The organism is Pseudomonas sp. OV546 (assembly GCF_900116845.1).
GTDB lineage: Bacteria > Pseudomonadota > Gammaproteobacteria > Pseudomonadales > Pseudomonadaceae > Aquipseudomonas > Aquipseudomonas petroselini.
Genome location: NZ_FPCE01000019.1, coordinates 22,524 through 46,160, shown reverse-complemented (window position 1 = coordinate 46,160; position 23,637 = coordinate 22,524). Strand labels below are relative to the sequence as shown.

At 58.7% G+C, this 23,637-nt stretch carries 28 protein-coding genes; 19 read left to right on the top strand and 9 right to left on the bottom strand.

Annotation, left to right across the window (positions count from 1 at the left end; genetic code table 11):
* Positions 1-3 precede the first annotated feature (3 nt).
* The 5 genes from bet (at position 4) to BM403_RS28730 (ending at position 3,525) form a co-directional block, all read left to right on the top strand.
* A complete protein-coding gene (gene bet / locus BM403_RS28750) occupies positions 4-810 on the top strand; it encodes a phage recombination protein Bet (protein WP_093546548.1) in 807 nt (268 codons plus the stop codon).
* Positions 807-2,435 carry a YqaJ viral recombinase family protein gene (locus BM403_RS28745; protein ID WP_093546388.1) on the top strand — a complete coding sequence of 543 codons (1,629 nt, stop codon included), beginning with the start codon at positions 807-809 and terminating at the stop codon, positions 2,433-2,435. Before bet ends, BM403_RS28745 begins: the two co-directional genes overlap by 4 nt.
* The gene (locus BM403_RS28740; RefSeq protein ID WP_093546385.1) at positions 2,432-2,674 is read left to right on the top strand and encodes a hypothetical protein; all 243 of its coding nucleotides are present in this window, start codon (positions 2,432-2,434) and stop codon (positions 2,672-2,674) included. The genes BM403_RS28745 and BM403_RS28740 overlap by 4 nt, the downstream gene beginning before the upstream one ends.
* Positions 2,671-3,141 (top strand): hypothetical protein, encoded by a 471-nt coding sequence (locus tag BM403_RS28735; protein ID WP_093546382.1) that lies wholly within the window; start codon positions 2,671-2,673, stop codon positions 3,139-3,141. The genes BM403_RS28740 and BM403_RS28735 overlap by 4 nt, the downstream gene beginning before the upstream one ends.
* Positions 3,142-3,210: 69 nt before the next feature.
* A complete protein-coding gene (locus tag BM403_RS28730) occupies positions 3,211-3,525 on the top strand; it encodes a hypothetical protein (RefSeq protein ID WP_093546379.1) in 315 nt (104 codons plus the stop codon).
* A 75-nt stretch (positions 3,526-3,600) separates the two neighbouring features.
* On the opposite strand, the gene BM403_RS28725 is transcribed toward BM403_RS28730, so the two are convergent.
* On the bottom strand, positions 3,601-4,443 hold the full coding sequence (locus BM403_RS28725; protein ID WP_093546376.1) for an FRG domain-containing protein: 843 nt from the start codon (positions 4,441-4,443) through the stop codon (positions 3,601-3,603).
* Between the two features lie 110 nt (positions 4,444-4,553).
* Here BM403_RS28725 and BM403_RS28720 point away from each other — a divergent pair, with 110 nt between their 5' ends.
* Complete coding sequence (locus tag BM403_RS28720; RefSeq protein ID WP_093546373.1) at positions 4,554-5,186, top strand: hypothetical protein; 633 nt, start codon at positions 4,554-4,556, stop codon at positions 5,184-5,186.
* 33 nt (positions 5,187-5,219) lie between these two features.
* Here BM403_RS28720 and BM403_RS28715 read toward each other — a convergent pair whose 3' ends face one another.
* Positions 5,220-5,573: a hypothetical protein gene (locus BM403_RS28715; protein ID WP_139238013.1), complete on the bottom strand. Its 354-nt coding sequence runs from the start codon at positions 5,571-5,573 to the stop codon at positions 5,220-5,222.
* Positions 5,574-5,790: 217 nt separating this feature from the next.
* Here BM403_RS28715 and BM403_RS28710 point away from each other — a divergent pair, with 217 nt between their 5' ends.
* On the top strand, positions 5,791-6,660 hold the full coding sequence (locus BM403_RS28710) for an adenine nucleotide alpha hydrolase family protein (RefSeq protein WP_093546367.1): 870 nt from the start codon (positions 5,791-5,793) through the stop codon (positions 6,658-6,660).
* 9 nt (positions 6,661-6,669) lie between these two features.
* On the opposite strand, the gene BM403_RS31770 is transcribed toward BM403_RS28710, so the two are convergent.
* The gene (locus BM403_RS31770; protein WP_139238012.1) at positions 6,670-7,125 is read right to left on the bottom strand and encodes a hypothetical protein; all 456 of its coding nucleotides are present in this window, start codon (positions 7,123-7,125) and stop codon (positions 6,670-6,672) included.
* Between the two features lie 51 nt (positions 7,126-7,176).
* Here BM403_RS31770 and BM403_RS28700 point away from each other — a divergent pair, with 51 nt between their 5' ends.
* Positions 7,177-9,129, top strand: a complete 1,953-nt coding sequence (locus BM403_RS28700) for a DNA cytosine methyltransferase (protein ID WP_093546361.1) — start codon at positions 7,177-7,179, stop codon at positions 9,127-9,129.
* Here BM403_RS28700 and BM403_RS28695 read toward each other — a convergent pair.
* Positions 9,126-9,707 (bottom strand): hypothetical protein, encoded by a 582-nt coding sequence (locus BM403_RS28695; RefSeq protein WP_139238011.1) that lies wholly within the window; start codon positions 9,705-9,707, stop codon positions 9,126-9,128. The genes BM403_RS28700 and BM403_RS28695 overlap by 4 nt on opposite strands.
* Position 9,708: 1 nt before the next feature.
* Positions 9,709-10,092, bottom strand: a complete 384-nt coding sequence (locus BM403_RS31765) for a hypothetical protein (RefSeq protein ID WP_139238010.1) — start codon at positions 10,090-10,092, stop codon at positions 9,709-9,711.
* A 133-nt stretch (positions 10,093-10,225) separates the two neighbouring features.
* Between BM403_RS31765 and BM403_RS28690 the strand changes: the two genes are divergently transcribed.
* The 6 genes from BM403_RS28690 (at position 10,226) to BM403_RS28665 (ending at position 15,868) form a co-directional block, all read left to right on the top strand.
* On the top strand, positions 10,226-10,549 hold the full coding sequence (locus tag BM403_RS28690) for a hypothetical protein (protein ID WP_093546355.1): 324 nt from the start codon (positions 10,226-10,228) through the stop codon (positions 10,547-10,549).
* Positions 10,550-10,598: 49 nt separating this feature from the next.
* Positions 10,599-11,078, top strand: coding sequence for a class I SAM-dependent methyltransferase (locus tag BM403_RS28685; protein ID WP_093546352.1), 480 nt, complete (start codon positions 10,599-10,601; stop codon positions 11,076-11,078).
* Between the two features lie 59 nt (positions 11,079-11,137).
* Positions 11,138-11,323 carry a hypothetical protein gene (locus BM403_RS28680; RefSeq protein WP_093546349.1) on the top strand — a complete coding sequence of 62 codons (186 nt, stop codon included), beginning with the start codon at positions 11,138-11,140 and terminating at the stop codon, positions 11,321-11,323.
* Positions 11,324-11,582: 259 nt separating this feature from the next.
* Entirely contained in the window at positions 11,583-12,776 is a 1,194-nt protein-coding gene (locus BM403_RS28675; protein WP_093546346.1) for a tyrosine-type recombinase/integrase, read from the top strand.
* Positions 12,777-12,796: 20 nt separating this feature from the next.
* Complete coding sequence (locus BM403_RS28670; RefSeq protein WP_080567188.1) at positions 12,797-14,383, top strand: ABC-F family ATPase; 1,587 nt, start codon at positions 12,797-12,799, stop codon at positions 14,381-14,383.
* A 309-nt stretch (positions 14,384-14,692) separates the two neighbouring features.
* Positions 14,693-15,868 (top strand): MFS transporter, encoded by a 1,176-nt coding sequence (locus tag BM403_RS28665; RefSeq protein ID WP_043205287.1) that lies wholly within the window; start codon positions 14,693-14,695, stop codon positions 15,866-15,868.
* Here the strand turns inward: BM403_RS28665 and BM403_RS28660 are convergent.
* Positions 15,862-16,899: an alpha/beta hydrolase family protein gene (locus BM403_RS28660; protein ID WP_012723997.1), complete on the bottom strand. Its 1,038-nt coding sequence runs from the start codon at positions 16,897-16,899 to the stop codon at positions 15,862-15,864. The two genes, BM403_RS28665 and BM403_RS28660, sit on opposite strands and share 7 nt — an antisense overlap.
* A gap of 207 nt (positions 16,900-17,106) precedes the next feature.
* The gene (locus tag BM403_RS28655) at positions 17,107-17,718 is read right to left on the bottom strand and encodes an FMN-dependent NADH-azoreductase (RefSeq protein ID WP_012723996.1); all 612 of its coding nucleotides are present in this window, start codon (positions 17,716-17,718) and stop codon (positions 17,107-17,109) included.
* A 125-nt stretch (positions 17,719-17,843) separates the two neighbouring features.
* Here BM403_RS28655 and BM403_RS28650 point away from each other — a divergent pair, with 125 nt between their 5' ends.
* Positions 17,844-18,752 (top strand): LysR substrate-binding domain-containing protein, encoded by a 909-nt coding sequence (locus tag BM403_RS28650; protein WP_012723995.1) that lies wholly within the window; start codon positions 17,844-17,846, stop codon positions 18,750-18,752.
* Positions 18,749-19,105, top strand: a complete 357-nt coding sequence (locus BM403_RS28645; RefSeq protein ID WP_093546343.1) for an MmcQ/YjbR family DNA-binding protein — start codon at positions 18,749-18,751, stop codon at positions 19,103-19,105. Before BM403_RS28650 ends, BM403_RS28645 begins: the two co-directional genes overlap by 4 nt.
* On the opposite strand, the gene BM403_RS28640 is transcribed toward BM403_RS28645, so the two are convergent.
* Together BM403_RS28640 and BM403_RS28635 are read right to left on the bottom strand one after the other, a co-directional pair.
* On the bottom strand, positions 19,094-19,477 hold the full coding sequence (locus BM403_RS28640) for a DUF1294 domain-containing protein (RefSeq protein ID WP_093546340.1): 384 nt from the start codon (positions 19,475-19,477) through the stop codon (positions 19,094-19,096). The two genes, BM403_RS28645 and BM403_RS28640, sit on opposite strands and share 12 nt — an antisense overlap.
* Positions 19,474-20,304, bottom strand: a complete 831-nt coding sequence (locus BM403_RS28635) for an undecaprenyl-diphosphate phosphatase (protein WP_093546337.1) — start codon at positions 20,302-20,304, stop codon at positions 19,474-19,476. Before BM403_RS28635 ends, BM403_RS28640 begins: the two co-directional genes overlap by 4 nt.
* A gap of 219 nt (positions 20,305-20,523) precedes the next feature.
* On the opposite strand from BM403_RS28635, the gene BM403_RS28630 reads away from it, so the two are divergent.
* The 3 genes from BM403_RS28630 to BM403_RS28620 all read left to right on the top strand — a co-directional run bounded on the left by BM403_RS28630 (position 20,524) and on the right by BM403_RS28620 (position 23,516).
* Complete coding sequence (locus BM403_RS28630) at positions 20,524-22,158, top strand: methyl-accepting chemotaxis protein (protein WP_093546334.1); 1,635 nt, start codon at positions 20,524-20,526, stop codon at positions 22,156-22,158.
* A 279-nt stretch (positions 22,159-22,437) separates the two neighbouring features.
* The gene (pnuC, locus tag BM403_RS28625) at positions 22,438-23,001 is read left to right on the top strand and encodes a nicotinamide riboside transporter PnuC (protein ID WP_093546331.1); all 564 of its coding nucleotides are present in this window, start codon (positions 22,438-22,440) and stop codon (positions 22,999-23,001) included.
* Positions 22,998-23,516: an AAA family ATPase gene (locus tag BM403_RS28620; protein WP_093546328.1), complete on the top strand. Its 519-nt coding sequence runs from the start codon at positions 22,998-23,000 to the stop codon at positions 23,514-23,516. Before pnuC ends, BM403_RS28620 begins: the two co-directional genes overlap by 4 nt.
* Positions 23,517-23,637 lie beyond the last annotated feature (121 nt).

Sequence of the window (23,637 nt, the reverse complement as noted above, 5' to 3'; positions counted from 1 at the left end):
GTAATAAAGCTGGACGACAACGCGCCTGCAATGTCGGAGGCCGCTCTCGTTGAAGTGCTGAGCAGCAGCCTCTACCCCGGCGCAGAAAAGAACTCTGTTGTGATGGTCCTGGCCTACTGCCAGGCCGCGCACCTTGACCCGATGTTGAAGCCGGTGCACATCGTCCCGATCTGGAACTCCAAGACAAAAAAGATGCAGGACACGGTGATGCCAGGCATCGGCCTGTACCGCATTCAGGCGGCGCGCACCGGCCAATACGCCGGGATCAGCGAACCAGAATATGGCCCTCCAGTGACTGCGAAGTTGAGTGGTGTAGAAGTCACGTATCCCGAATGGTGCCGCGTGACGGTCAAGCGGCAGATGAGCAACGGCCTAGTGGCCGAATACACAGCCAACGAGCGCTGGATCGAAAACTACGCAACAGCCAGCAAGGACACTGCGGCGCCCAACGCCATGTGGAAGCGTCGAGCATTTGCCCAGCTCGCCAAGTGCGCCGAGGCGCAGGCCCTGCGCAAAGCGTTTCCTGAAGTTGGATCGGCGCCAACGGCTGATGAGATGGAGGGCAAGGCATTCGAGGAGCCGGCGCGCGATATTAGCCCACGACAGCAAGCCCAGCCTGAACCTAAAGCGCTGCCCGCCTACTCCGACGACCTGCTGAGCGAGAACATCGCGAAGTGGCAACCGCTGATCGACTCGAACCGCACCAGTCCCGAACACCTCATTGCGACCATCAGCAGTAAGTACACGCTGAGTGAGGCGCAGATTGAAAAAATCACCAACCTCAAAGCCCTCGATGGAGACGCAGCATGAAAATTCACAACGTAGCTCAAGGCTCCGCCGAGTGGCTTGCCCTTCGCGCCAAGTTCCGCACTGCCTCCGAAGCCCCGGCGATGATGGGCGCATCGAAGTACCAGACCCGCACCGATCTGCTCGCAGCCAAAAAGACCGGCATCACGCCCGATGTCACGCCGTCTCAGCAGTTCATCTTCGACAAGGGTCACGCGACCGAAGCCATGGCTCGCCCGCTCGCCGAAGCACTGATCGGCGAAGAGCTTTATCCGATCGTTGCTACCGAGGGCAACCTGCTCGCCTCCATGGATGGCGCCACGATGCTCGGCGAGACCCTGTTCGAGCACAAGCTTTGGAATGAGTCGGTGGTCGCCCAGGTGAAGGCTGGTGAACTGGCTCCACACTATTACTGGCAGCTTGAGCAGCAACTGCTGGTGAGCGGCGCTGAGCGGGTCATATTTGTTTGCTCGGACGGCACGCCGGAGAACTTCGTGCACATGGAATACCGGCCGGTCGCCGGGCGAGCGGCCCAGCTGATCGAAGGTTGGAAACAGTTCGAGGTCGACCTGGCCAACTTCGAGATGTCCGACGCGCCTTCAATCGCAGTCGGCAAGGCGCCTGATGAGCTGCCAGCCCTGCGCATCGAGCTGACCGGCATGGTCACCGCCAGCAACCTGAAAGTGTTCGAAGACTCGGCGCTGGCTGTCATCGACTCGGTTAAAACCACACTCTCCACCGACCAGGACTTCGCCGACGCCAAGAAAGCGGTCAAATGGTGTGGCGATGTCGAGGAAGCTGTCGCGACCGCCAAGAAGCAGGCCCTGTCGCAGACCCAAAGCATCGACGAGCTGTTTTCATCGCTGGATCGCATCAGCGCTCATGCCCGCGAGACCCGCCTGAAGGTCGACAAGCTGGTGAAGGCTCAAGAGCTGTTGGTGAAGACCAACATCAAGCAAAAAGCAGAACTGGCACTGGCGGATCACATTGCCGCAATCAACAAGACCCTTGGCAAAGTCACGCTGCCTCATGTCGTTTCGGACTTCGCCGGTGCCATGAAGAATAAGCGCACCATCGCCAGCCTCCAGGACGCAGTTGATACCGAACTGGCCCGGGCGAAGATCGATGCAAGCCAGGCAGCCGACAGCATTCGCTTGAACCTGACCAGTCTGGCGGAGCTCGCCGTTGATCACGCCTTCCTGTTCAGCGATGTGCAGCAGCTGGTGACCAAGGCCAACGATGATCTGGTAACACTGATCAAATTCCGTATCGCAGAACACCAGAAAGATGAGCAGGCCAAGGCTGACGCGAAACGCATCGCCGCAGAGCAGGAAGCGCAACGCTTGGCGGCCATCAAGCCAGAGCCTGTCGTGGAGAAGGTGGCGGCGCCCGAGCCAGTCCGCGCCACGCCAGTCCAGACAGCGGCACCCGTCGCCCAGGCTACAAAGCCAGTAACGAGCCACGCGGTCGAGCAGGTAGCGCTGCAGGCGAACGTGACGGACTTCGAGGCACTGATCAAAGCAGTGGCATACGGTCAGGCGCCGACCACTGTCCTTTTGGTCAACTGGGAAGCGCTCGACGCAATGGTCGCGGCGCAGGGTGCAAACTTCAGCATGGCCGGGGTGACACTCGGCAAGGCGGCAGCATGATCAGCAACCTCCGATCAGATATCGAGTTTCGGCGCGAGAAAGCGCTGGAGCTTTCCAGTCAGGTCCGGCGGCACCTGGCCGCCGGCGGCAAGCTCACCATCGGCGATAGTCCGCCGATGAATCCAGACCCGGCGAAGCGTTCGGAATTCATCGACCCGGCAACCATCCTCAAGCGCCGCAAGCCGCCTATCACAGCGGCAGAACGTAAGGCGCTGCGCAAACTCGCGGAGGTTTTATGAGCAAGCGCAAGCCGCACAACCTGCAGACACGCATTGCCCGGTCGTGCCGCTCGCTGCTGGCATCCAATCACGTCGCCGTGGTGAACATCGACCCCGGCGGCCGCCAGGGCATGATCAATTACAAGTCGCTGAAGAACATCGCACCGGGGAAGATTGGCCAGGCCGTCTGCGGCATCCCCCACCGGTGGACGATCTACCTGAGCGCGCTTTGCATCGACGCCCGCGGCGACCGGTACAGCAAGTCGGTGGAGGTGGCGCCCGATGGCGTTTACCTCTCCGACCACTTGGAAGACGTGATCGAGCATTGCTACAAGAAGCTGCGCGACGAGGCCAATCAAAGCCAGATGGTGGCTTCGGGCTGGATCGCCATACCTGAAGCGATATCGCTGGACGAGGCGCACGCCGCGCGCATCTTCGAAGCTGTCGGCGCCTGGTGCCAGGTGAAGGTCGATTCATGCGCCGCATAGCCCGCACTCAGCAACGCAAACGTCAAACCTGGCTCGCACTGCCGGCCAGCGGAGTAGAAGAGGTAGGCCATGGCCAAGACTGTGCAGGAACGATCGGCCAAGGCTGCGCAGAAGCGCCTGGCGGTCGCCGAGAAGGAATTGCGGCACAAGGTCAGGCCGGGTATCGAGCAGGCAATGGAGCGTATCCGGCTTCGCGGCCAGGTGCCGATCATCAGCGAAGTCCTGCAAATAGCCATCATGAAGATGGACTTGATGACCGACGAAGAACTCGAGGCCTTCTTGAGATATCCGCGCCACGAAATCGTTGTTGACGAAAACGTGGCGCATCAACTGTACAGCCACGGCCAGCGCAAGGCATCATGGCTCGACGCCGAAGAAGCATAATTCACACTACAAGCTGAATCAGGCAAGCGAAAATCGACGCCTATAAGCGTTCATAACATTACGAACATATAGGAATCAGGACTTGTACCTATTCAGAAAGCCACCAAACTTTGTAAACAGCAAGTCGCGACAGAGTCCTTCTAAATCACCATAAACAGATTTTGCGCCAATATTTAAACTGACCAAGTTCGAACGCATTTCAGAAATGCAATTCTTCCTAATCTTAATGGCATAAGTATTTTCAATAGGGAACGGACACGAAGGAGTAACCCCAACTGTAAATACACCACTCTGGTGTTTGATACGCTCATTTCTAACATCTGGATCTATAAAGCAAAATCCCATTTCCTTTGCGTCTTCAACATTTCCAAAAAGGTCATTGCTTAAGAGATTCGTTTTTAACCAAGGAGCCCCTTTACCGTTATGTGACGATGGAATCATATATACGACCGCTTCGCTTTCAGGCAGCCCAACATAATCACCATCTATTACAACGCTATGTTGAAACTCATTTCTTTGGCTGTCTGTCAATTCCGAAATTGCCACCCTCTTGTATCGGACTCCATCTAGCGCAAAAAACAAGGCTACTATCGGCGACAGACTCCAATCTAGAAGGCGAGTAGGCAGACCAAAGTGCTGCGCTAGCGTTAAAACGTCCCAGGGATTTGTTGAGGTTAATCCATTATACCCATGCCTTTGAGAGTCGAATATATTATATGCTTGAGATGCTAACTTTAACGCACCTTCTTTATCTTTAGAACCACTTACATAACGGCTCAATCCGGAGGCAATACCCCACCTACTGTCTGACTGGCCTCTATACACAGCACCAGAAATTGAACCAGTCAGATTATTAATTGCTAGAACCTCATCCAAATATTGCGTGAGCGATTCTACCTCAATGACTTTGATATGCATTTTTATAAGTCCTTATGATTTCCGTATCAATATCAAAACGCCATCAATAGTACGATTTCCTGAGAAATCACGTCAACTCTACGAGGTTGGCGCCTGACTGGAGATAATCCATGCCCGCCGAATTCTACCTTCAAGACAGTCGCAGCCACGTCGGTGATGGCCTTACCTTCCACGGGAAGGCGCACCGCGGCTACTACACCGATCTGGACAAGTGCGAGGTGTACACCAAAGAAAAGGCTTGCGGCCACCGTGACACCGATATCCCATGGCCGAAACAGTACATTGACGAACGCGCCCACTATGGCGTCGACTGCCAGTTGATGGACGAGCAAGCCAGCAACGCCATGCTGGGACCAGAGTGCCGCGTCTATCTGCAAGTGCCAGGCAGTTGGAACGGCAATGACGTCTACTGGATCGGCTGGAACAGGGGTCAAGTCACCGCCGATCTTGGGCGCGCCTGCAATCTGAATCTGGAACAATCGCGGATGGAGTTCGCCGCCGAACTCACAGCCGGAACGCGAAAACTATGGTCTGCCGACTATATAGATTCCATCCGCCGACGGTTGGTTTGGCGCCAGGACGTTGATCTCAAGCAGGCACTCCGCGGCACCGGCATCAAATTAGCGAAACCGAAAAAACCACGGGAAGAAGTTTTCAACTGTGGCGGTTGCGGCCGGTTCGTCAGCGACATGCAGCGCTATCGCGAAGACTGCCGGAACTGCGGGGCAAGCAACACTCCTTGATCCAGCCTTTCCTATTACGCCGGATGCCTACAGTCACTCTGTAACTGTGAAATCGCCGAGATTATCGTTCATGTATTGAGCGATCTCCAAGGCCCGAGCAAACGACGTTCCAGGGTTAACGTCAAAACCGAACAATTCGGTCGGCATACCGTCGTCAGCAGTTGCATACTCAATGCAAATGAATGGTACGTGGCTTGCGTATTGCTTCACGGTGAACAATGGCTGAGCGCGCTTCGTCATTTTGATCTCCTTGATCCGGCTCCATGCCGGTAACCCGTAATACCCCATATAACTGGACAGCGCCAGCCGGCGCATCCCTATCGCTTTGCTTTCGTACCGGGAATAAGCCAACTCATTAAAAAAACGCTCGCTGGACCTATGAGCCAAGTAACGCTCGTCCCCGGAAAGACAAGTGGCACCACAATCGCAATTGCAAACAGGCCTATTGCTGCCCATAGATTCCTACGCGGCGTGAACCATTCACGGAACGCTTCAAGCTTTTTACTGGCCACTGCCACTCTCCCTGGTAACCAACCAGAAAAGATTATCACTTCTATCAACGAATCACGCCAGCCGGCGAGGCAATCGGCTGTCTGGAGTAATTATGAATCCCTACCTGATCACTGGCCCGGCCCAGATCGGCATCAGCGGTGGCCGCACCAGCGGGCACATGGTCTACAAAATCCTCGATGCGCATGGCGGAGTTCTGCCGTCTGACATTCACCTGTTCTTCCAGAACACCGGCAAGGAGCGCGAGGAAACCCTGGTCTTCATCGACCAGATCGCCAAACGCTGGAGTGTGAACATCGTCTGGATGGAGTGGTGCCGCGTATATGGCCAGCCGGACGACGCTCCCTGGTACAAACTGGTGAACTTCGAAACAGCCAGCCGTGACGGTGAGCCCTTCACCATGATGCTCGAGTACTACGCCGCATATAGGAAGGCCGAGAAGAACCTGCCACCGGTGTTGCCGAACTTCTCGAACAACATGTGCACCGCTTACCTGAAGGTGAAGATCGGCGAGAAGCACATGCGCGCCCTTGGCTACACCGAATGGGACTGTGTTGTCGGGATTCGATACGACGAACCGAAACGCTACCACCGCATGATGGCTGCCAACGACCGCGGCGGTACGCGCTGGGACAACCTTTGCCCCTCTTACACCGCCGGCATCACGAAAGAGGACGTAGCAGAGTTCTGGAAGGCCCAGCCGTTCGATCTGGGCATGGATTCAGACTTCGGCAACTGCGACCTGTGCTGGAAGAAGAGCGAAGGGAAGCTGATTAAGACCATAATCGAAGACCCTTCCCGGCTGCTCTGGTGGTCAGGCACCGAAGAGCGTTTCGGCCAGGTATTCCGCCAGGATCGCGCAGACTACAAAACGATGGGCTGGTCTGCGGATCAGCGATCTAGACAGACCGATTTCGAATTTGAATATCTCGAAGAGGACATCGACTGCTTTTGTGGTGATTGAACGTGCTTCCTATTTTGGCCAAACCGAAATCACCCCGATGAGAATACCCCCCGTGCCAGTGACCCAGGTTAGCCAGAATGCCTTCACTTCGCGCTTATGCTTCTCGGCCTCTCGAATAATCGTGATGGTGGCGCGCTCACCGACTGTAGTCAGGGTGCACGTAGTGCGCCCCGTATAATCATTTTCAAGTCTTTCCCACATACCCTCCTCAGCGAAATCAGGCATTGGAACGCACAAGGCATCTGCTTTCCTTCGATAGTTGTTAGTAATCAAAGATCTCCGGATTTGAAATAGGTCGAGGCTTTCCCGCTGATATTCATATAACGAGCCATTGCTATCCGACTCCCTTGTGTTGGGTGGAGCCGTTTTCCGGAGTTCCTCTTCGGCTCTACGGCATTTTCGCAACTCGCGCCAGAACACCCATCGTGCTGGGAGAAAACGACTCAGTTTCTTTTCCGGTTCCATATCCCAAATCCATTAGACGAATAAGCCAAATATACCCGGCGAGGATCCCCTATGTCCGCACAACAGAAGAAACACCCCTTCGATTTCAAAACCCAATACGGACTCGGCTTCAACCCTCAGGACGATGAGATCGTTGTCGATTTCTTCTGTGGTGGTGGCGGTGCCGGTACCGGGTTGGAAATGGGCCTTGGCCGCACGGTGAACGTGGCGAAGAACCACAGCCCGCAAGCCATCAGCATGCACACCGTGAATCACCCAAACGCCAAGCACTTCACCACCGACGTGTTCGATGGTGACCCGGACACCGAATGCGGCGGCAAGGCCGTGGGCTGGTTCCACATGTCTCCGGACTGCACGCACCACAGCCAGGCGGCCGGCGGCCAGCCGCGCAAGCGTGAGATCCGCAACCTGTCGTGGATCGGCCTCAAGTGGGGAGGCAAGAAGCGGCCCCGGGTGATCAGCCTGGAGAACGTGAAGCAGATCCTGCAGTGGGGCCGGCTGATCGCCAAGAGGGACAAAGCCACGGGTCGCGTGATCAAGCTGGACGGCACTATTGCTACACCTGGCGAAGTTGTACCGGTGGGCCAGCAGTTCCTGATCCCCGACCCGAAGCAGCGCGGCCGCACCTGGCGCCGCTTCGTGGCCTTGTTGGAAGGCATGGGCTATGTCGTTGAGTGGAAGGTGGTCAAGGCCTGCGACTTCGGCGCGCCGACCAGCCGGGAACGCCTGTTCATGATCGCCCGGTGCGATGGCCAGCCGATCGTGTGGCCTGAGCCAACCCACGCCAAGAACCCGGCCAAGGGCCAGCAGAAGTGGAAAACAGCCGCTGACTGCATTGACTTCAGTGACCTGGGCAAAAGCATCTTCGGTCGCAAGAAGGACCTTGCGCCGGCCACTCTGCGCCGCGTCGCCAAAGGCATGAAGAAGTTTGTCATCGATAGCGCGGCGCCGTTCATTGTGCCGATCGCCAACTGGTCAGGAGAAACGGTGCAGTCCGCAGACGAGCCGCTGCGTACGGTCACCTCCTACCCGAAGGGTGGCGCCTTCTCGGTGGTCAGCCCCACGCTGATTCAGTCAGGTTACGGAGAACGCCCAGGGCAAGAGCCACCGGTGCCGGGCGTGGGTCAGCCACTGGGGACGGTTGTCGCCGGTGGTGTCAAACACGCACTGGCTTCGGCCTGCATCGTCCAGGCCGGGCATGGGGAAGGTTCTGGCGCAAACAAGCGCCGCTCCCACGGGGTGAACGACATCTGCGGGCCGATCGGCACTGTCACTGCCAGCGGCGGCGGCCAATCCGTCAGCACCGCGGTGATGATCCAGGCCAACGGGGGATTCAACACCACGCACGCCAAGGGCATGCACGAACCCATGACCACGGTGACCAACACCGGCAGCCAGCAGCAGTTGGCCGTGGCGAACCTGGTGCACCTGCGTGGCAACTGTGATGCACGGGACGCCAATGACCCGCTGCACACCATCAGTGCCGGCGGCCAGCATCACGGATTGGTGAGTGCGTTCATGGAGCGGGCTTTCGGCGGCAGTGTTGGCCAGGGCCTGGAGGATCCGGCACCAACCATCACAGCCGGTGGTGGCGGTAAGAGCTCCCTGGTGTCGCTGACCCTGTCGCCAGAGCATGAAGCCGGCGCCCTTCGCGTCGCCGCCTTCCTGATCAGCTACTACGGCACCGAGAACATCAGCGCTTGCGATGCGCCCGCGCCGACCATTACCACCAAAGACCGCTTGGCCATGGTCACCGTGATGGTCAAGGGCACGCCCTACGTGATCGTCGACATCTGCCTGCGGATGCTGAAACCGGCTGAGCTGTACAAGGCCCAGGGCTTTCCGGCCGACTACATCATCAGTCACGGCGCAGACGGCAAGCCATTCACCAAGACCCAGCAGGTGCACATGTGCGGTAACAGCGTCAGCCCGCCGCCGATGGCTGCCTTGGCTCGGGCCAACGATCCATGGCAAAAGCTGGCTGTAGTTATCAAAGCCGCTTAGCTGTTGGAGACTGGGGTAATTAAATCGATCGTGGGTGGTACATTCAATACGACATGAGGTTTTGAGTGCAATCTTGATTCAGCACCAATTAATAATTCCTGCATCAATAAGTCACACTGGGCCCTGGCCTGCTCATTAGCTTTCTGTACGACGTTGTTTGCTTCTTCAACTCTACCCTCTATTAGTTCACCAGAGTCACCAATCATTCCGTCCGCCATAGGTAGCGGCTCCCGGTGAAATACGGAGGAGTAATGAGATAGCAAGCCCTTTACATATTCCAGTTGCGGTAAAGCTCGAACATCCGCACTTAAAATTAAGCCATTATCACCCTCTCCCAAATTCAGATTAAAAGGATGAGACTGCTTCAACTCTTCATTTTTATGCGAAACCCACCAAAACAAGCCGCCCGCAGCGAAAAATACAATCGCTCCGCAGATAGCAATGATGAAACTTTGGTTCTGGGAATGAAGCCAAATGGCTACAAACAAGAATGCAGCCGAAAAGAAAACCAATGTAAATACAACTATTTGCCCACCACGAGGACTGACACTCAATGCAGCCTTGGCCTTAACTTCCATGTCATGCTCCGATAGTAACGGTACCATTAGGATTACGTATCGGGTGGTACTCGGGAGAGTCATCAAACTCATTCCCTAAAGCCATAAACTGCAGCGCGTTAACTAACTTCCCAGAAACAACAATAAAATTCGTGCTATCCAAATAGCAATCAACCAAAGAGAAATTTGGAGTTTCAATTATGAGACGACATTTATCAAACCTACACGACTCAAAGCGCCAACCATCCAGCTTTATAATTTTTTCGTTATACCAAAGGCCTTTTACTGCTGGAGGAGCTGGAATAGGCGGTGGTGGAGGCGGAGGAGCTATCCCATACGCTAGCCGGGCCTGGGCTAAACCCTCGATGCCTCTGAGTATGTCTGCAGCATCAATTTTCTCGCTCATCTCATTTTCCCTATGTATGGCGTTTTGCCCTCAAAAATATACAGGCCCTTTGCCCAAAGTAAAAGCTCGATGCAGGTCAGGTAGATACCCCTCCCCCTTCAAAGTCAGCCGCTATAGCGGCAAGGACGAAGTCATGCCTGAAGAAACTGTTTTGATCCAGCCGCTGCCAGTTGAGCGTGACATACACGGCTACTGGACCGACCCGGCCTGGCCATCCACCGAAGACGAGTTGATCCCATACGCCTGGTTTGACTCGCGCGGCCTTGAAGCGCGCGAACTGGCTTTCGAATACGACGCGTCAGAGGAAGTGCAGGCGTCGTGGCTTGCTGAAGGTATCGCCGATTGCGCGGCCTGGCATCCGACAAATCCACCTGGCGAAGGCTGGTTCATCTTCTCGATCCACGATACCGACGACGGCCCGATCTGTGTGTGGGTGCGCAAGCGGGTGACGCCATGATCGCCACCCTCTGGTTCGCCTACGCCTTCATCTACAAGGGGCCAAGGCCATGAATGCGCAAGTCCTCGACCCTTGTAGCGCTAGCCGCATGATGTGGTTCGACAAGGGTGATCAGCGCGCCCTGTTCGGTGACATCCGCGATGAAGAGCATGTGCTGTGTGATGGCCGGGTGTTGAGGGTTGAGCCCGACGTCATTATGGATTTTCGGCATCTACCATTCCCCGACGCCAGCTTCAACATGGTGGTGTTCGATCCGCCGCACCTGGTACGCGCCGGCCGTGAAAGCTGGCTCCGGCTTAAGTATGGAATCCTCACCGACGATTGGCGCGACGATCTGCGCAAAGGCTTCGCCGAGTGCTTCCGGGTGTTGCGCCCTGGCCAGTTCCTTATCTTTAAGTGGAACGAAACCCAGATCCGGGTCAGCGAGATTCTTGCCCTTACCGATGAGCAACCGTTGTTTGGCCACAAGTCCGGGAAGCGCGAAAAAACGCACTGGATGACCTTCATGAAGGGTGAAAATGATAAATAGTCGGGAAACCGACACCCCAACACATCAACCATTGAGGCTCACCAAAAAAGGAGTCTCTCATGAAATATTTCGCAGACGCAGTCATCGCAATCGCCCCAGTAAAAACCCGCAAGTCTAGGAATCGCTTCTTCCGCAAGTACGACCGATGGACAGACAGATTGCTTCGGCTGGGCTTCATCAATCTTAAAACGCGACAGGATATGCGGCAGCAAATCGCAGGCGCATATCTCGCCTCCTTGATGTAGCCATTCCCCCTCTGAATAAGCCTGCCGGAAACCGGTGGGCTACTTTCCGTCGCCCCGCGCGGCCAGGACCACCCATGTCAGCATCAGAAAAACTCAACGACGGGATCACGGGCGACAAGGTGCCCGAGGCGCAGATGGCCGAGCTCCTCGGTACCACCCTCGCCGCCCTGCGCTCAAAGCGCGCCCGCAACCAAATCCCCATCGGCGTCTGGAACAAGCAAGGCAGCCGCGTCATGTACAGCATCAGGAGATATTACGAATGGCTCGAAAGCCAATGGGTTTGCCCGCAGGAATGGACCTCCACCACGGATCGATCCGCATCCGCTTTATGTGGAACGGCAGCCGGCGCAGTGAAACGCTCCCCTATCCCCCGACACAGAAAGGAATCAAGTCTGCCTCACAGGTTGTTGATCAAGTAAAAGGTCTGATTAAGCTGGGGCTGCTCGACGACGATAAGTACGCCGAGCTTTTCCCCAGTTCCAGTAACGTCGCTGGGGGGAAGATCAACTTCGGCGAGTATGCCCAACTCTGGCTAGACAGTCGTGAGGTGGTCGGTGGAACGAAGGCGAACTACAAGGGCGCACTGAACCGATACTGGATGCCCGGCCTGGCCCTGGTGCGGATCGACCTGATCACCACCACGCTGCTCCGCCGGGTCATGGCCACCAGCGAGTGGAAGTCGCCGGGCGTTAAGCGCAACGCAATCTCGAAGCTGTCCACCATCCTGAATTCAGCCGTATCCGAAGAGCTGATCCAAAAAAATCCGGCGGCGATTCTGGAGCTGCCCAAGCGCAGCAAAAAGGAGATCGACCCGTTCACCCTGGACGAGGCAAACCAGATCATCGCCAAGATGTACGAGCACGATCACTGGCCCAGCACGATTTATGCGGCATTTTTTGAGTTCGTGTTTTTTACAGGAATGCGTCTCTCCGAAGCCCTGGCGATGCGCTGGGATGAGGTAGACGAGCAGAAGAAGACGGCCCACGTGTGTCGTGGTGTCGCACTGGGGGAAGTGGTGGAGCGCACGAAAACGGGTGGTGACCGCTTTGTTTTGTTGAATGACCGCGCCCTGCATGCCTTGGATTTCGCCAAGAAATACGCAGAACGTCGGAAAAAGGGCAAAGGCAAGGTGCTGGAAACCCCTTACATCTTCCCGCCCTCAAAGAACGCAGCCTACGTCCGACAAACGTCCGACCTGCACAAGCAATGGGTTCCTACCCTAAAAGCACTAAACATCCGTCGTCGCCCGCCATACAACTGTCGTCACACCTATGCGACAATATGCATTATGTCTGGCATGAACCCCGCCTTCATCTCCCAGCAGCTCGGCCATAGTGTGCAGATGCTGCTCTCGACTTATGCGCGTTGGATCAACTCAAGCTCGGACTGGAGCGAAATGCAAAAGCTCCAGATTGGTCCCAAATTGGTCCCAGTTCAAATAAGCGCACCCTAAGCTATTGATAGGTAAAGTAATTGATCTCCACAGCTAACATCACCATGCAGTTCGGCGCCAAGCCGCTCTTTGAGAACGTCTCGGTCAAGTTCGGCGCTGGCAACCGTTATGGTTTGATCGGTGCCAACGGTTGCGGCAAGTCGACCTTCATGAAAATCCTCGGCGGCGACCTGGATCCGTCCGGCGGCCAGGTCATGCTGGAGCCGAATGTACGCCTGGGTAAACTGCGCCAGGACCAGTTCGCCTACGAAGAATTCACCGTGCTCGACACCGTGATCATGGGCCACGAAGAGCTGTGGAAGGTCAAGGCCGAGCGCGACCGTATCTACTCGCTGCCGGAAATGAGCGAAGACGACGGCATGGCCGTGGCCGAGTTGGAAACCGAGTTCGCCGAGATGGACGGCTACACCGCCGAATCGCGTGCCGGTGAGCTGCTGCTGGGCCTGGGTATTCCCCTGGAACAGCACTTTGGCCCGATGAGCGAAGTGTCCCCAGGCTGGAAGCTGCGTGTACTGCTGGCCCAGGCATTGTTCTCCGATCCTGAAGTGCTGTTGCTCGACGAACCGACCAACCACTTGGACATCAACACCATCCGCTGGCTGGAAAACATCCTGACCCAGCGCTCCAGCCTGATGATCATCATCTCTCACGACCGTCACTTCCTGAACAGCGTGTGCACCCACATGGCTGACCTGGACTACGGCGAGCTGCGCCTGTTCCCGGGCAACTACGACGAGTACATGACCGTGGCGACCCAGTCCCGCGAGCAATTGCTGTCGGACAACGCCAAGAAGAAGGCGCAGATCTCCGAACTGCAATCCTTCGTCAGCCGCTTCTCGGCCAACGCCTCGAAAGCCAAGCAGGCCACCTCCCGCGCCAAGGCGATCGACAAGATCCAACTGGCCGAGGTCAAGCCTTCGAGCCGCGTGAGCCCGTTCATCCGTTTCGAACAGACCAAAAAGCTGCACCGCCAGGCGGTCATCGTCGAGCGCATGGCCAAAGGCTTCGATGGCAAGCCGCTGTTCAAGGACTTCAGCTTCCAGGTTGAAGCGGGCGAGCGCGTGGCGATCATCGGCCCGAACGGCATTGGCAAGACCACCCTGCTGCGCACCCTGGTCAACGAACTGACGCCGGACGCCGGTAGCATCAAGTGGACCGAAGCCGCTGAACTGGGCTACTACGCACAGGACCACGCCCACGACTTCGAAGACGACATGAGCCTGTTCGACTGGATGGGCCAGTGGACCCAAGGCGAGCAAGTGATCCGTGGCACCCTGGGCCGCATGCTGTTCTCCAACGACGAGATCCTCAAGTCGGTCAAGGTGATCTCCGGTGGTGAGCAAGGTCGCATGCTGTTCGGCAAGCTGATCCTGCAAAAGCCGAACGTGCTGATCATGGACGAACCGACCAACCACTTGGACATGGAATCCATCGAAGCACTGAACCTGGCGCTGGAAAACTACCCAGGCACGCTGATCTTCGTCAGCCACGACCGCGAGTTCGTATCGTCCCTGGCCACCCGCATCATCGAGTTGAGCGCCGATGGCGTGATCGACTTCAGCGGCACCTACGACGACTACCTGCGCAGCCAAGGCGTGGTGTTCTAAAGCTCGCACTTGTAATGAGCAGGCTTGCTGTGGTGAGCGGGCTTGCCCCGCGCTGGGCTGCGAAGCGGCCCTAAAAAGAACACCGCGCTCTGTCCGACAGAACGCGGTGTTTTCTATTGGGGCCGCTTCGCAGCCCAGCGCGGGGCAAGCCCGCTCACCACAACAAGCTCGCTCGCTACAACGGCCCCCTTCACAAACAGCACCGCCCATCACACTACACCTGTTCATCAGGCAAAGTAGTTAGCCTGCTTTCTTTTCCCCCTGGCCCTTGCCATCATGCCCTCACCGCCCGCCCGCGAATGAGTGCCCATGCCTGCCGCCGCTCCCAGTTCAATGTCGATCACCCTGAAGATCGTCTCCATCGTCTTCTACACCTTTATCGCCTTTATCTGCATCGGCCTGCCGATTGCGGTGATCCCAGGCTATGTGCACGAACAACTGGGCTTCAGCGCCGTGGTGGCCGGGGTCACGATCGGCTCGCAATACCTGGCCACCCTGCTCAGCCGCCCCATGGCCGGGCGCATGTCCGACACCGTCGGCACCAAACGCGCGATCGTGTTGGGGCTGGCCGGGATCCTTGTGAGTGGTGTGCTGACGTTTTTCGCGACGCTGGTGGACAGCCTGCCGTCATTGAGCCTGGGCATTCTGATCGTCGCGCGGCTGTTGCTGGGCGTAGCCCAAGGGCTGATCGGCGTGGGTACCATCAGTTGGTGCATGGGCGCCGTCGGTGCCGAACACACGGCGCGCTCGATTTCGTGGAACGGCATCGCCTCCTACGGTGCCATCGCCATCGGTGCGCCGCTGGGCGTGGTGATGGTGGCCGAGTATGGCTACAACAGCCTCGGCATTGCGCTGTCGGTGTTGTCCGCATTGGGCCTGGTGCTGATCCGCAACAAACCCTCGGTGCCGGTAGTGCGCGGTGAGCGCCTGCCGTTCTGGGCGGTGTTCGGGCGTATCGCACCGTTTGGCGCCAGCCTGTGCCTGGCATCTATCGGCTACGGCACCCTCACCACCTTTATTACCCTGTATTACCTCAATCGCGGCTGGGCCGGCGCAGCGTACTGCCTGACCGTGTTCGGCGTGTGCTTTATCCTGTCGCGTCTAGTGTTTATCTCCGCCATCAGCCGCTTTGGTGGCTTCCGCGCCGCGATTGCCTGCATGACCATCGAGACCTTGGGCCTGACGCTGCTCTGGCTCGCACCGTCCACCGGGGTGGCATTGATGGGGGCCGGGCTGACCGGCTTTGGCTTGTCACTGGTGTACCCGGCGCTGGGTGTGGAAGCCATCAAGCAGGTGCCCAACAGCAGCCGAGGCGCGGGACTGAGTGCGTATGCGGTGTTCTTTGATTTGGCCCTGGCGATTGCCGGGCCATTGATGGGCGCCGTGGCGCTGAACCTCGGCTATGGCTGGATCTTCTTCTGCGCGGCACTGCTGTCGGTGACCGCACTGGGCCTGACGCTATTGCTCAAGCGCCGCGCTTACTGATCAGCCGTCTGCAAACCGGCGCGGGTGGATTGGCCGAGGGTGTGGCTGAAAAAACGCCCCGCCTCGGAAATCAGGTCGCGGTGAATGCCCTCGCGGTCGACGCCATCGGCATCGGTGCAAATCGCCGGCATTGCGGCCAACTGATCGCTGTCGCACGGCGCCATGAACACGAAATGCCCGGCCCCGGCCAGCAGTTTGAAGTCCGGCGGTTCCGGCAGTTTGCGCGCGAGGGCCGCCGCGTTCTTGTCCACGGCCACCAGCTTGTCGCCATCGCCGCTGTAGAGCAGCACCGGCACATGCACATCCGCCAGGGTGTGGCGACCAAACATCAGGCTCAGCGGTGCCATCAGCATCAAGGCATGAATACGCGGGTCGGACTGCGGTTGCAGGTCGTCACGGTCCACCACCAGTTCGCCCTTGGTGGTGCAGGCGTCGCGGTCTTCCGGGCGCTCCTGGCAATAACGGCGCAACCGGTCGAAGTCCGGCTTGGCACCGGCCAGGATCAACGCGGTCTCGCCCCCGGCGGAGTAACCGATAACCCCCACTTGATCAATGTTGACGAACGGCGAGAGCATCGGGTCGCCCAAGGTCGCGGTGATCGCTTCGGAAATCTGGATCGGCCGGCCATACAGGTTACTCACCGTGCCCAGGCGGCTGTGGTCCTTGTAGTTGTCGCCGGGGTGCAACACCGCCACCACCACGAAGCCTTTGCGCGCCAATGAGGTGGCCAGGTCATGCAGGGCCAGGGGCGTGCCAGTGTTGCCATGGGACAACATCAACATCGGGAAACGGCCGATGGCAATCTTGGAGTCTTCGGTGGCAGCGACGTGGTACGCACCCAATTGTGTGGTGTGCTCAAGCCCGGTGGACGGGTAAAAGGCCACGGCCTTCATCGGCTGCAAGTCCAGCGGATCAAGAAACGTCATGCGATGGAAACCCACACTCCAATGCGGGTGCGGTGCCGGCGCAGCGTGCACTGAAATCAGGCCGCCGAGCAGGGAAAGAACCATAACAGCACAAAGACGCATCATGGGGATGTCCACCTTTGCTGCGTGAGAACCGACATATCGAAGAAACGTCCAGGTTGTTAAACCCATGCTTGCACAACCTGGGCCAAAGTAATGACAGCGGGTAAACGAAAAAACTCCGTACTCCGGTCGTTTTCAGGCGAGCAGAATACAGAGTTTAGGCGCCCGGCTTCAGATTGAAACCGAGGAAGGGCGAAATTTACACAAGCCTTACGCGGCGGCGAACAATTGTTCGTTGATCAGTACGTTGGCGTCGCTCAGGGCTTTGCTGCGCACTTCGTCACCGTAGGCCAGGCCTTCGGCACGCACGATCTCGATATCGGTGATGCCCAGGAAGCCAAACAGCAGTTTCAGGTAGCCTTCATGGGCGGCACCCGTGGCTTGCCCGGCATGCATTCCACCGGACGTGGACACGATGATGACTTTCTTGTTGCCGCACAGGCCTTCCGGACCGGCTTCGCTGTAGCGGAATGTCTGGCCGGCGACGGCGATGCGGTCGATCCAGGCTTTCAACTGGGTTGGAATAGTGAAGTTGTACATCGGCGCACCTACCACCACCGCGTCGGCGGCGAGGAACTCGGCCAGCGACGATGCGCTCAGCTCGGCCTCATGCTTTTGCGCGGCATCACGCAGCTCGGCAGCGGTGCCCAGGGCGCCCAAGGTCGCGCCGGAGAAGTGGTTGATGCCTTCGCTGGCCAAGTCACGGTAGGTCACTTCCACACCCGGCTCCGCAGCTTGCCAGGCCTTGACCACGCCGGCGCTGAGCTGACGGGACGCCGAGTTGTCGCCGAGGATGCTGGAATCGATATGCAACAGTTTCATGGTGGATCTCCGAGGTGGGATCGACAGTGGCGATCAGATGGTGGTGATCCTACGCATCAAACGAATAGTCGATAAGTCAGCTCAAATGCGATAGTTTGTCCCACTGACAGGACAATAGGCTGACCATGCAAGACCTCAACGACCTCTACTATTTCGCCAAAGTCGTGGAAGCCGGCGGTTTCGCGGCGGCCGGGCGCCTGCTGGGGATTCCCAAGTCCCGGTTGTCGCGACGCATCGCCGAGCTGGAAGAACGCCTCGGCGCGCGCCTGCTGCAACGCACCACCCGCCAATTGACGCTTACCGCCGTCGGCGAGCGTTACCTGCGGCATTGCCAGGCCATGCTGCTGGAAGCGGAAATGGCCGATGAGGCCGTCGCCAGCATGTCCAGCGAGCCCCGTGGGCGGCTGAGGGTGAGCTGTCCGGTGGGCATGGCACAGCACATCCTGCCGGAAATCGTCGCGGGTTTTCTCGCAGCCCACCCTCAGGTGCAATTGGAGATGACCCTGGTCAACCGCCGCGTCGACCTGGTGGCCGAGGGCATCGATGTGGCCCTGCGTGTACGCGAGCTCGGTGATGAAGACCCCTTGCTGGTCACCAAGCGCCTGCGTCAGGCGCAGACCGTGCTGGTGGCCAGCCCCGCGTTGATGCTCGGTCGTCAGGTGGCCAGCCTTGAGGACCTCAAGCAATTGCCGATCCTCGGGGCGCTGGAGGCGGATCGCCTGGTGCATCAGCGCATTATCGACCCGCAGGGCCATGCCCACGAGCTGGCGATGGAGGCCCGGCTGGGTATCGACGACTTCATCGTGCGCAAAACCAGCGCCATCATGGGCCTGGGCTTCACCATACTGCCGATGATGTACTGTGAAGCCGAACTGGCCAGCGGCCAGTTGGTACAACTGCTGCCGGAATGGTCGTTGCCGGGCGGCTGGCTGCAAGCGGTGTACCCGCATCGCCGTGGCGTGTTGCCGGCCATCCGCGCCTGGATCGATTACCTGGAAGAAGGTTTCAAAGGCTGTGGAGACCGCCTGCTATGAAAATGACCGAAGCCCAAGTCGCGACCTTCTGCCTGAGCCTGCCCGGCGCGCGGGAGGACTACAAATGGGGCGGCGTGCGGGTATTCTCGATTGCCGGCAACAAGATGTTCGCCCTGCAAAACCTGCGCGGTGACTCGCTGGCGTTCAAGGTCGACAAGGAATTGTTCCTCGGCCATGTGGACCGCCCAGGCATCCACCCGGCGCCCTACCTGGCACGTGCGCAGTGGATCATCATGAACACGCCCTACCCACTGGGCGCCGAGGAGCTGCGTGGCTTGTTGCAGCGCTCCCACCAGTTGGTGGTGAGCAAACTGCCCAAGCGCACGCAGATCGGGTTGTTGCTAGAGAATTGAAACCAGGGTACCGCCGAGGAACATCTGGTCCAGCCAAAACACCTGGTGCAGTAACACGATCACCCAGAACAGCACCTGGTAGGACACCTTGCGCGTCTTGTGCCGGAACACCTGCTGCGCAATCAACGCGCCCGGCCAACCGCCTGCCAGCTCGACGGCGTGCAGGATATTTTCCGGCGTGCGCCAGCTGTCGGTGCGCGCCTTGCGCTTGTCGCTCCAGTACAGGAAGAACGCGATCACGCTGACCACGCCATAGGCCACCAGCGGAATCAGCGTCTCGCCACGCTGCCACACCAATACCGACCCCAACAACGGCGCCGCGCACAGCAGCGCAAAGATCGCCGCCTTCAGGCGTGGGTGCTGGATCATCATGCCTCGGCCGCGGTCCAGTCGATCCAGCCGAACTGCCAGGTCGCCAGGATCAGCAAACCGAACGCAATGCGGTACCAGGCAAACGCGGCATAGCTGTGACTGGCAATGAACTTGAGCAGGCCCTTGACCGCGATCATCGCGAAGATAAACGAGGTCACGAAGCCGATGACGAACACCGGCAGGTCCGCCGGCTGGAACAGGTCACGGTACTTGTAGCCCGAATACACTGCCGCGCCGACCATGGTTGGCATGGCCAGGAAGAACGAAAACTCGGTGGCGGTCTTGCGTGACAGCCCGAACAACAGGCCGCCGATAATGGTCGAGCCCGAACGCGAGGTGCCCGGGATCATCGCCAGGCACTGCGCCAGGCCGACTTTGAGCGCGTCTTTCCAGGTGATGTCATCGACGGTCTCGGCATGCACTTCATGTTCACGACGCTCGGCCCACAACATGACGATGCCGCCCAGCACCAGGGCCGTGGCCACGGTGATCGGGTTGAACAGGTAGTGGTGAATCACGTCAGCGAAAATCACCCCCAACACCACCGCCGGCATAAAGGCGATCAGCAGGTTGACGGTAAACCGCTGGGCCTTGCGCTGGGTCGGCAGGCCGCTGACCACTTCGAAAATCTTGCCCCGGAACTCCCACACCACGGCCAGGATCGCGCCCAGTTGAATGATGATGTTGAACGCGTTGAAACGGTCGCCGGTAAAGTCGAGCAAGTCGGCGACGATGATCTGGTGGCCGGTGCTGGAAATCGGCAGGAACTCGGTAAGCCCCTCCACAACGCCAAGAATCACTGCCTGAATGGCGGTCCAAAAATCCATACTTCCCCCAAAGGTCTTGCTCTACGGCAAGCCTTGTTAATCTTTTTAATGGTTCACTGACGACAAGACACAGCGCTGAGTTTCAACCCCGCGCTGCAAAAATCCTGTGAAAAATCAGACAGTACTCAGGTTTTTCGATTACAGGCCGAAAGCCTATCAGACAAGGCGTAAAAGTCGATGTGGCGCCCACAATTATAAAAAGCCCGGAGTGACAGGACGATGAACAGTTTGCGCAATATGTCGATCAGCCGACGGCTCTGGCTGATCCTGATAGTCGCTGTGCTGATGCTGATGGCCCTGGGTTTGCTGATGCTCAAGCAGATCCATGACGACCTCTACCAGGCCAAACGCCTGCAGACCCAACACGTGGTCCAGACCGCCAGCGGTATCCTGACGTTTTATCACAGCCTCGAAACCACCGGCGTGATGACCCGCGAAGCCGCCCAGAAACAAGCCATGAACGCGGTGCGCGGCTTGCGCTACGACCATGACGACTATTTCTGGATCAACGACCTCACGCCCGTGATGATCATGCATCCGGCCAACCCCAAGCTCGACGGCCAGAACCTGTCGGCGATCCGCGACCCCGACGGGTTTGCCGTGTTCAACGAATTCGTGATCCTGGCCAAGGCCAAGGGCGCGGGCATCATCAACTATCGCTGGCCGAAGCCGGGTGCCGAAGCGCCCGTGGCCAAGACCTCGTATATCCAACTGTTCGAGCCGTGGGGCTGGATCATCGGTTCCGGGGTCTACGTGGATGATGTACAGGCCGAGTTCAGCGCCCAGGTCTGGAAAGCCTCGTTTATCGGCTTGGGCATCGCGGTGGTCATGGCGTTGCTGGTCTCGTTGATCGCCCGCAGCATCGTACGGCCGTTGCAGGACGCCGTGAATGCCATGGGCAACATCGCCAGCGGCGAAAGCGACCTCACCCGCAGCCTCGATACCCATGGCCAGGACGAAGTCACCCAACTGTCCCAACACTTCAACAGCTTTACCGCCAAGCTGCGTCTGGTGGTAACCCAGTTGCAGGCGTGCGCCAACGCATTGGGCCAGTCCTCGCAAGAGCTGGGCGCCAACGCCACCCAGGCCCATGACCGCAGCCAGCAACAGTCCCAGCAGATGGAACTGGTGGCCACGGCCATCAACGAAGTCACCTACGGCGTGCAGGACGTGGCCAAGAACGCCGAACACGCCGCCAGCGAAATGCGCGATGCCCAGGCCCAGGCGCAGCAAGGCCAGGTCAACATCGACGGCAGCCTGCAGCAGATCGACCAGCTCTCGGGCACCATCAGCCAGGCGGTGGAAGTGATTCGCACCCTGTCCGCCGAAAGTACCCAGATCGGCAGCGTGCTCGAGGTCATCCGCTCCATCGCGGACCAGACCAACCTGCTGGCCCTTAACGCGGCGATTGAAGCGGCACGCGCGGGCGAACAAGGCCGTGGCTTTGCCGTGGTGGCCGATGAAGTGCGCCTGCTGGCCCAGCGCACGCAAAAGTCCACCGCCGAGATCCAGGGCATGATCGAGCGCCTGCAAGGCCACTCGGAAGCGGCGGTCAAGGTGATCAGCGACAGTCACAGCGCCTCGCAACTGACCATCGAACAGGCCGGCCAGGCCGGCGCCAGCCTGACCGCCATCGGGCAAGCCCTGAATAACCTCAACGGCCTGAATGCGTCGATTGCCAGTGCCACCCTGCAACAGGCCCATGTGGTGGAAGACATCAACCAGAACGTCACCCAGGCCGCCGGTTTGTCCCACAGCACGGCGCTGGCGGCGGAACAGTCGAGCGTGGCGAGTGCGCAATTGCGCGGGTTGAGCGAACAACTCGACGGCCTGCTGCGCCAATTCAAAGTGTAGTTTTGTGGTGGGCGGGCTTGTTGTGGTGAGCAGGCCTATTGTGGTGAGCGGGCCTATTGTGATGAGCAGGCTTGTTGTGGTGAGCGGGCTTGCCCCGCGCTGGGCTGCGTAGCAGCCCCAATAAATACGCCGCGTATTGCCTGACAGTATGCGGCGATTGGTTTTAGGACTGCTGCGCAGCCCAGCGCGGGGCAAGCCCGCTCACTACAACAGCCAATTCCTAGACCCACCTTCTTTGGTTACAATCCCCGCCCTCTCCCACTCTCCCAAGGAACCACCATGTCCGGGCTTGAACTGTTCGCCGCCGCCCTGGGGGTGATCGCCGTATGGCTGACGGTCAAGCAGAACCCTTGGTGCTGGCCTATCGGGCTGGTGATGGTGTTGCTGTACACCTGGGTGTTCTTCGACGTAAAACTCTATTCCGACATGCTCTTGCAGGTGGTCTACGCCGCGCTGCAAGTCTACGGTTGGTGGCAGTGGACCCGCGCCGGCGAGGTCCAGCAGGGCCGCCAAGTGACCAGCCTCGATGTGCCGGCGATCATGGCCAGCCTGGCGGTGGGGGCAATCGGCAGCTTGCTGCTCGGCGCCGCCATGGCGCACTGGACCGACGCCGCCCAACCCTGGCTGGATGCCGCCCTGACCGGTTTCAGCCTGGTGGCACAACTGTGGATGGCGCAGAAGCGCGTGCAGTGCTGGCCACTGTGGATTGCCGTGGACGTGATCTTCGTCGGGCTGTTTGTCTACAAAGGCCTCTACCTCACCGCCGCGCTCTACGCGCTGTTCACCGTGATCGCCGTGCAAGGCTGGCGCGAATGGCGCGCCGACCCGGCGTTGCACGCATGAAGGTGGTGGTACTGGCCGGGCCGGAATCCAGTGGTAAAAGTTGGCTGGCGACGGAGCTGCAAGCGCAGTTTGGCGGGTTGATGGTGCGTGAATACGTGCGCGAATTCATCGACCATCACCAGCGTGATACCTGCCTTGCGGATATCCCGGCCATCGCCCGTGGCCAACTCGCCAGGGAAGACGCCGCCCGCGCCGAACAGCCCCGCCTGCTGATCCTCGATACGCACTTGCTGACCAACAAACTGTGGAGCCAGACCCTGTTTGGCGACTACCCGGCCTGGCTGGACGACGAACTGCTGGCTCGGCACTACGACCTGCACCTGCTGTTGTCGCCGGAAGATGTGGAGTGGACGGCCGATGGGCAACGCTGCCAACCTGAGCTGGCCGACCGCAGGGCGTTTTTCCAGGACAGCCTGGACTGGATGCAGCAGCACCAGCAACCCGTCGTGGTCATCAGGGGAAATTGGGAAGAACGCCGGAGCGCCGCATTCACCGCAGTAGAACAGCTGTTGTAGTGAGCGGGCTTGCCCCGCGCTGGGCTGCGTAGCAGCCCTAAAACCATACACCGCGCTCTGTCAGGCAGAACGCGGTGTTTTTATTGGGGCTGCTACGCAGCCCAGCGCGGGCGGTGCGAAG

Bases quoted from the DNA above. Each gene is read 5' to 3' on its own strand.
- BM403_RS28710 (WP_093546367.1), top strand. From the start codon at position 5,791: ATGAATCCCTACCTGATCACTGGCCCGGCCCAGATCGGCATCAGCGGT.
- BM403_RS28635 (WP_093546337.1), bottom strand. From the start codon at position 20,304: ATGGATTTTTGGACCGCCATTCAGGCAGTGATTCTTGGCGTTGTGGAG.
- BM403_RS28700 (WP_093546361.1), top strand. From the start codon at position 7,177: ATGTCCGCACAACAGAAGAAACACCCCTTCGATTTCAAAACCCAATAC.
- BM403_RS28745 (WP_093546388.1), top strand. From the start codon at position 807: ATGAAAATTCACAACGTAGCTCAAGGCTCCGCCGAGTGGCTTGCCCTT.
- BM403_RS28695 (WP_139238011.1), bottom strand. From the start codon at position 9,707: ATGGAAGTTAAGGCCAAGGCTGCATTGAGTGTCAGTCCTCGTGGTGGG.
- BM403_RS28740 (WP_093546385.1), top strand. From the start codon at position 2,432: ATGATCAGCAACCTCCGATCAGATATCGAGTTTCGGCGCGAGAAAGCG.
- BM403_RS28725 (WP_093546376.1), bottom strand. From the start codon at position 4,443: ATGCATATCAAAGTCATTGAGGTAGAATCGCTCACGCAATATTTGGAT.
- BM403_RS28675 (WP_093546346.1), top strand. From the start codon at position 11,583: ATGGCTCGAAAGCCAATGGGTTTGCCCGCAGGAATGGACCTCCACCAC.
- BM403_RS28630 (WP_093546334.1), top strand. From the start codon at position 20,524: ATGAACAGTTTGCGCAATATGTCGATCAGCCGACGGCTCTGGCTGATC.
- BM403_RS28680 (WP_093546349.1), top strand. From the start codon at position 11,138: ATGAAATATTTCGCAGACGCAGTCATCGCAATCGCCCCAGTAAAAACC.
- BM403_RS28640 (WP_093546340.1), bottom strand. From the start codon at position 19,477: ATGATGATCCAGCACCCACGCCTGAAGGCGGCGATCTTTGCGCTGCTG.
- BM403_RS28620 (WP_093546328.1), top strand. From the start codon at position 22,998: ATGAAGGTGGTGGTACTGGCCGGGCCGGAATCCAGTGGTAAAAGTTGG.
- BM403_RS28735 (WP_093546382.1), top strand. From the start codon at position 2,671: ATGAGCAAGCGCAAGCCGCACAACCTGCAGACACGCATTGCCCGGTCG.
- BM403_RS28655 (WP_012723996.1), bottom strand. From the start codon at position 17,718: ATGAAACTGTTGCATATCGATTCCAGCATCCTCGGCGACAACTCGGCG.
- BM403_RS28730 (WP_093546379.1), top strand. From the start codon at position 3,211: ATGGCCAAGACTGTGCAGGAACGATCGGCCAAGGCTGCGCAGAAGCGC.
- BM403_RS31765 (WP_139238010.1), bottom strand. From the start codon at position 10,092: ATGAGCGAGAAAATTGATGCTGCAGACATACTCAGAGGCATCGAGGGT.
- BM403_RS28660 (WP_012723997.1), bottom strand. From the start codon at position 16,899: ATGATGCGTCTTTGTGCTGTTATGGTTCTTTCCCTGCTCGGCGGCCTG.
- BM403_RS28690 (WP_093546355.1), top strand. From the start codon at position 10,226: ATGCCTGAAGAAACTGTTTTGATCCAGCCGCTGCCAGTTGAGCGTGAC.
- BM403_RS28650 (WP_012723995.1), top strand. From the start codon at position 17,844: ATGCAAGACCTCAACGACCTCTACTATTTCGCCAAAGTCGTGGAAGCC.
- BM403_RS28720 (WP_093546373.1), top strand. From the start codon at position 4,554: ATGCCCGCCGAATTCTACCTTCAAGACAGTCGCAGCCACGTCGGTGAT.
- BM403_RS28665 (WP_043205287.1), top strand. From the start codon at position 14,693: ATGCCTGCCGCCGCTCCCAGTTCAATGTCGATCACCCTGAAGATCGTC.
- BM403_RS28685 (WP_093546352.1), top strand. From the start codon at position 10,599: ATGAATGCGCAAGTCCTCGACCCTTGTAGCGCTAGCCGCATGATGTGG.
- BM403_RS28645 (WP_093546343.1), top strand. From the start codon at position 18,749: ATGAAAATGACCGAAGCCCAAGTCGCGACCTTCTGCCTGAGCCTGCCC.
- BM403_RS31770 (WP_139238012.1), bottom strand. From the start codon at position 7,125: ATGGAACCGGAAAAGAAACTGAGTCGTTTTCTCCCAGCACGATGGGTG.
- pnuC (WP_093546331.1), top strand. From the start codon at position 22,438: ATGTCCGGGCTTGAACTGTTCGCCGCCGCCCTGGGGGTGATCGCCGTA.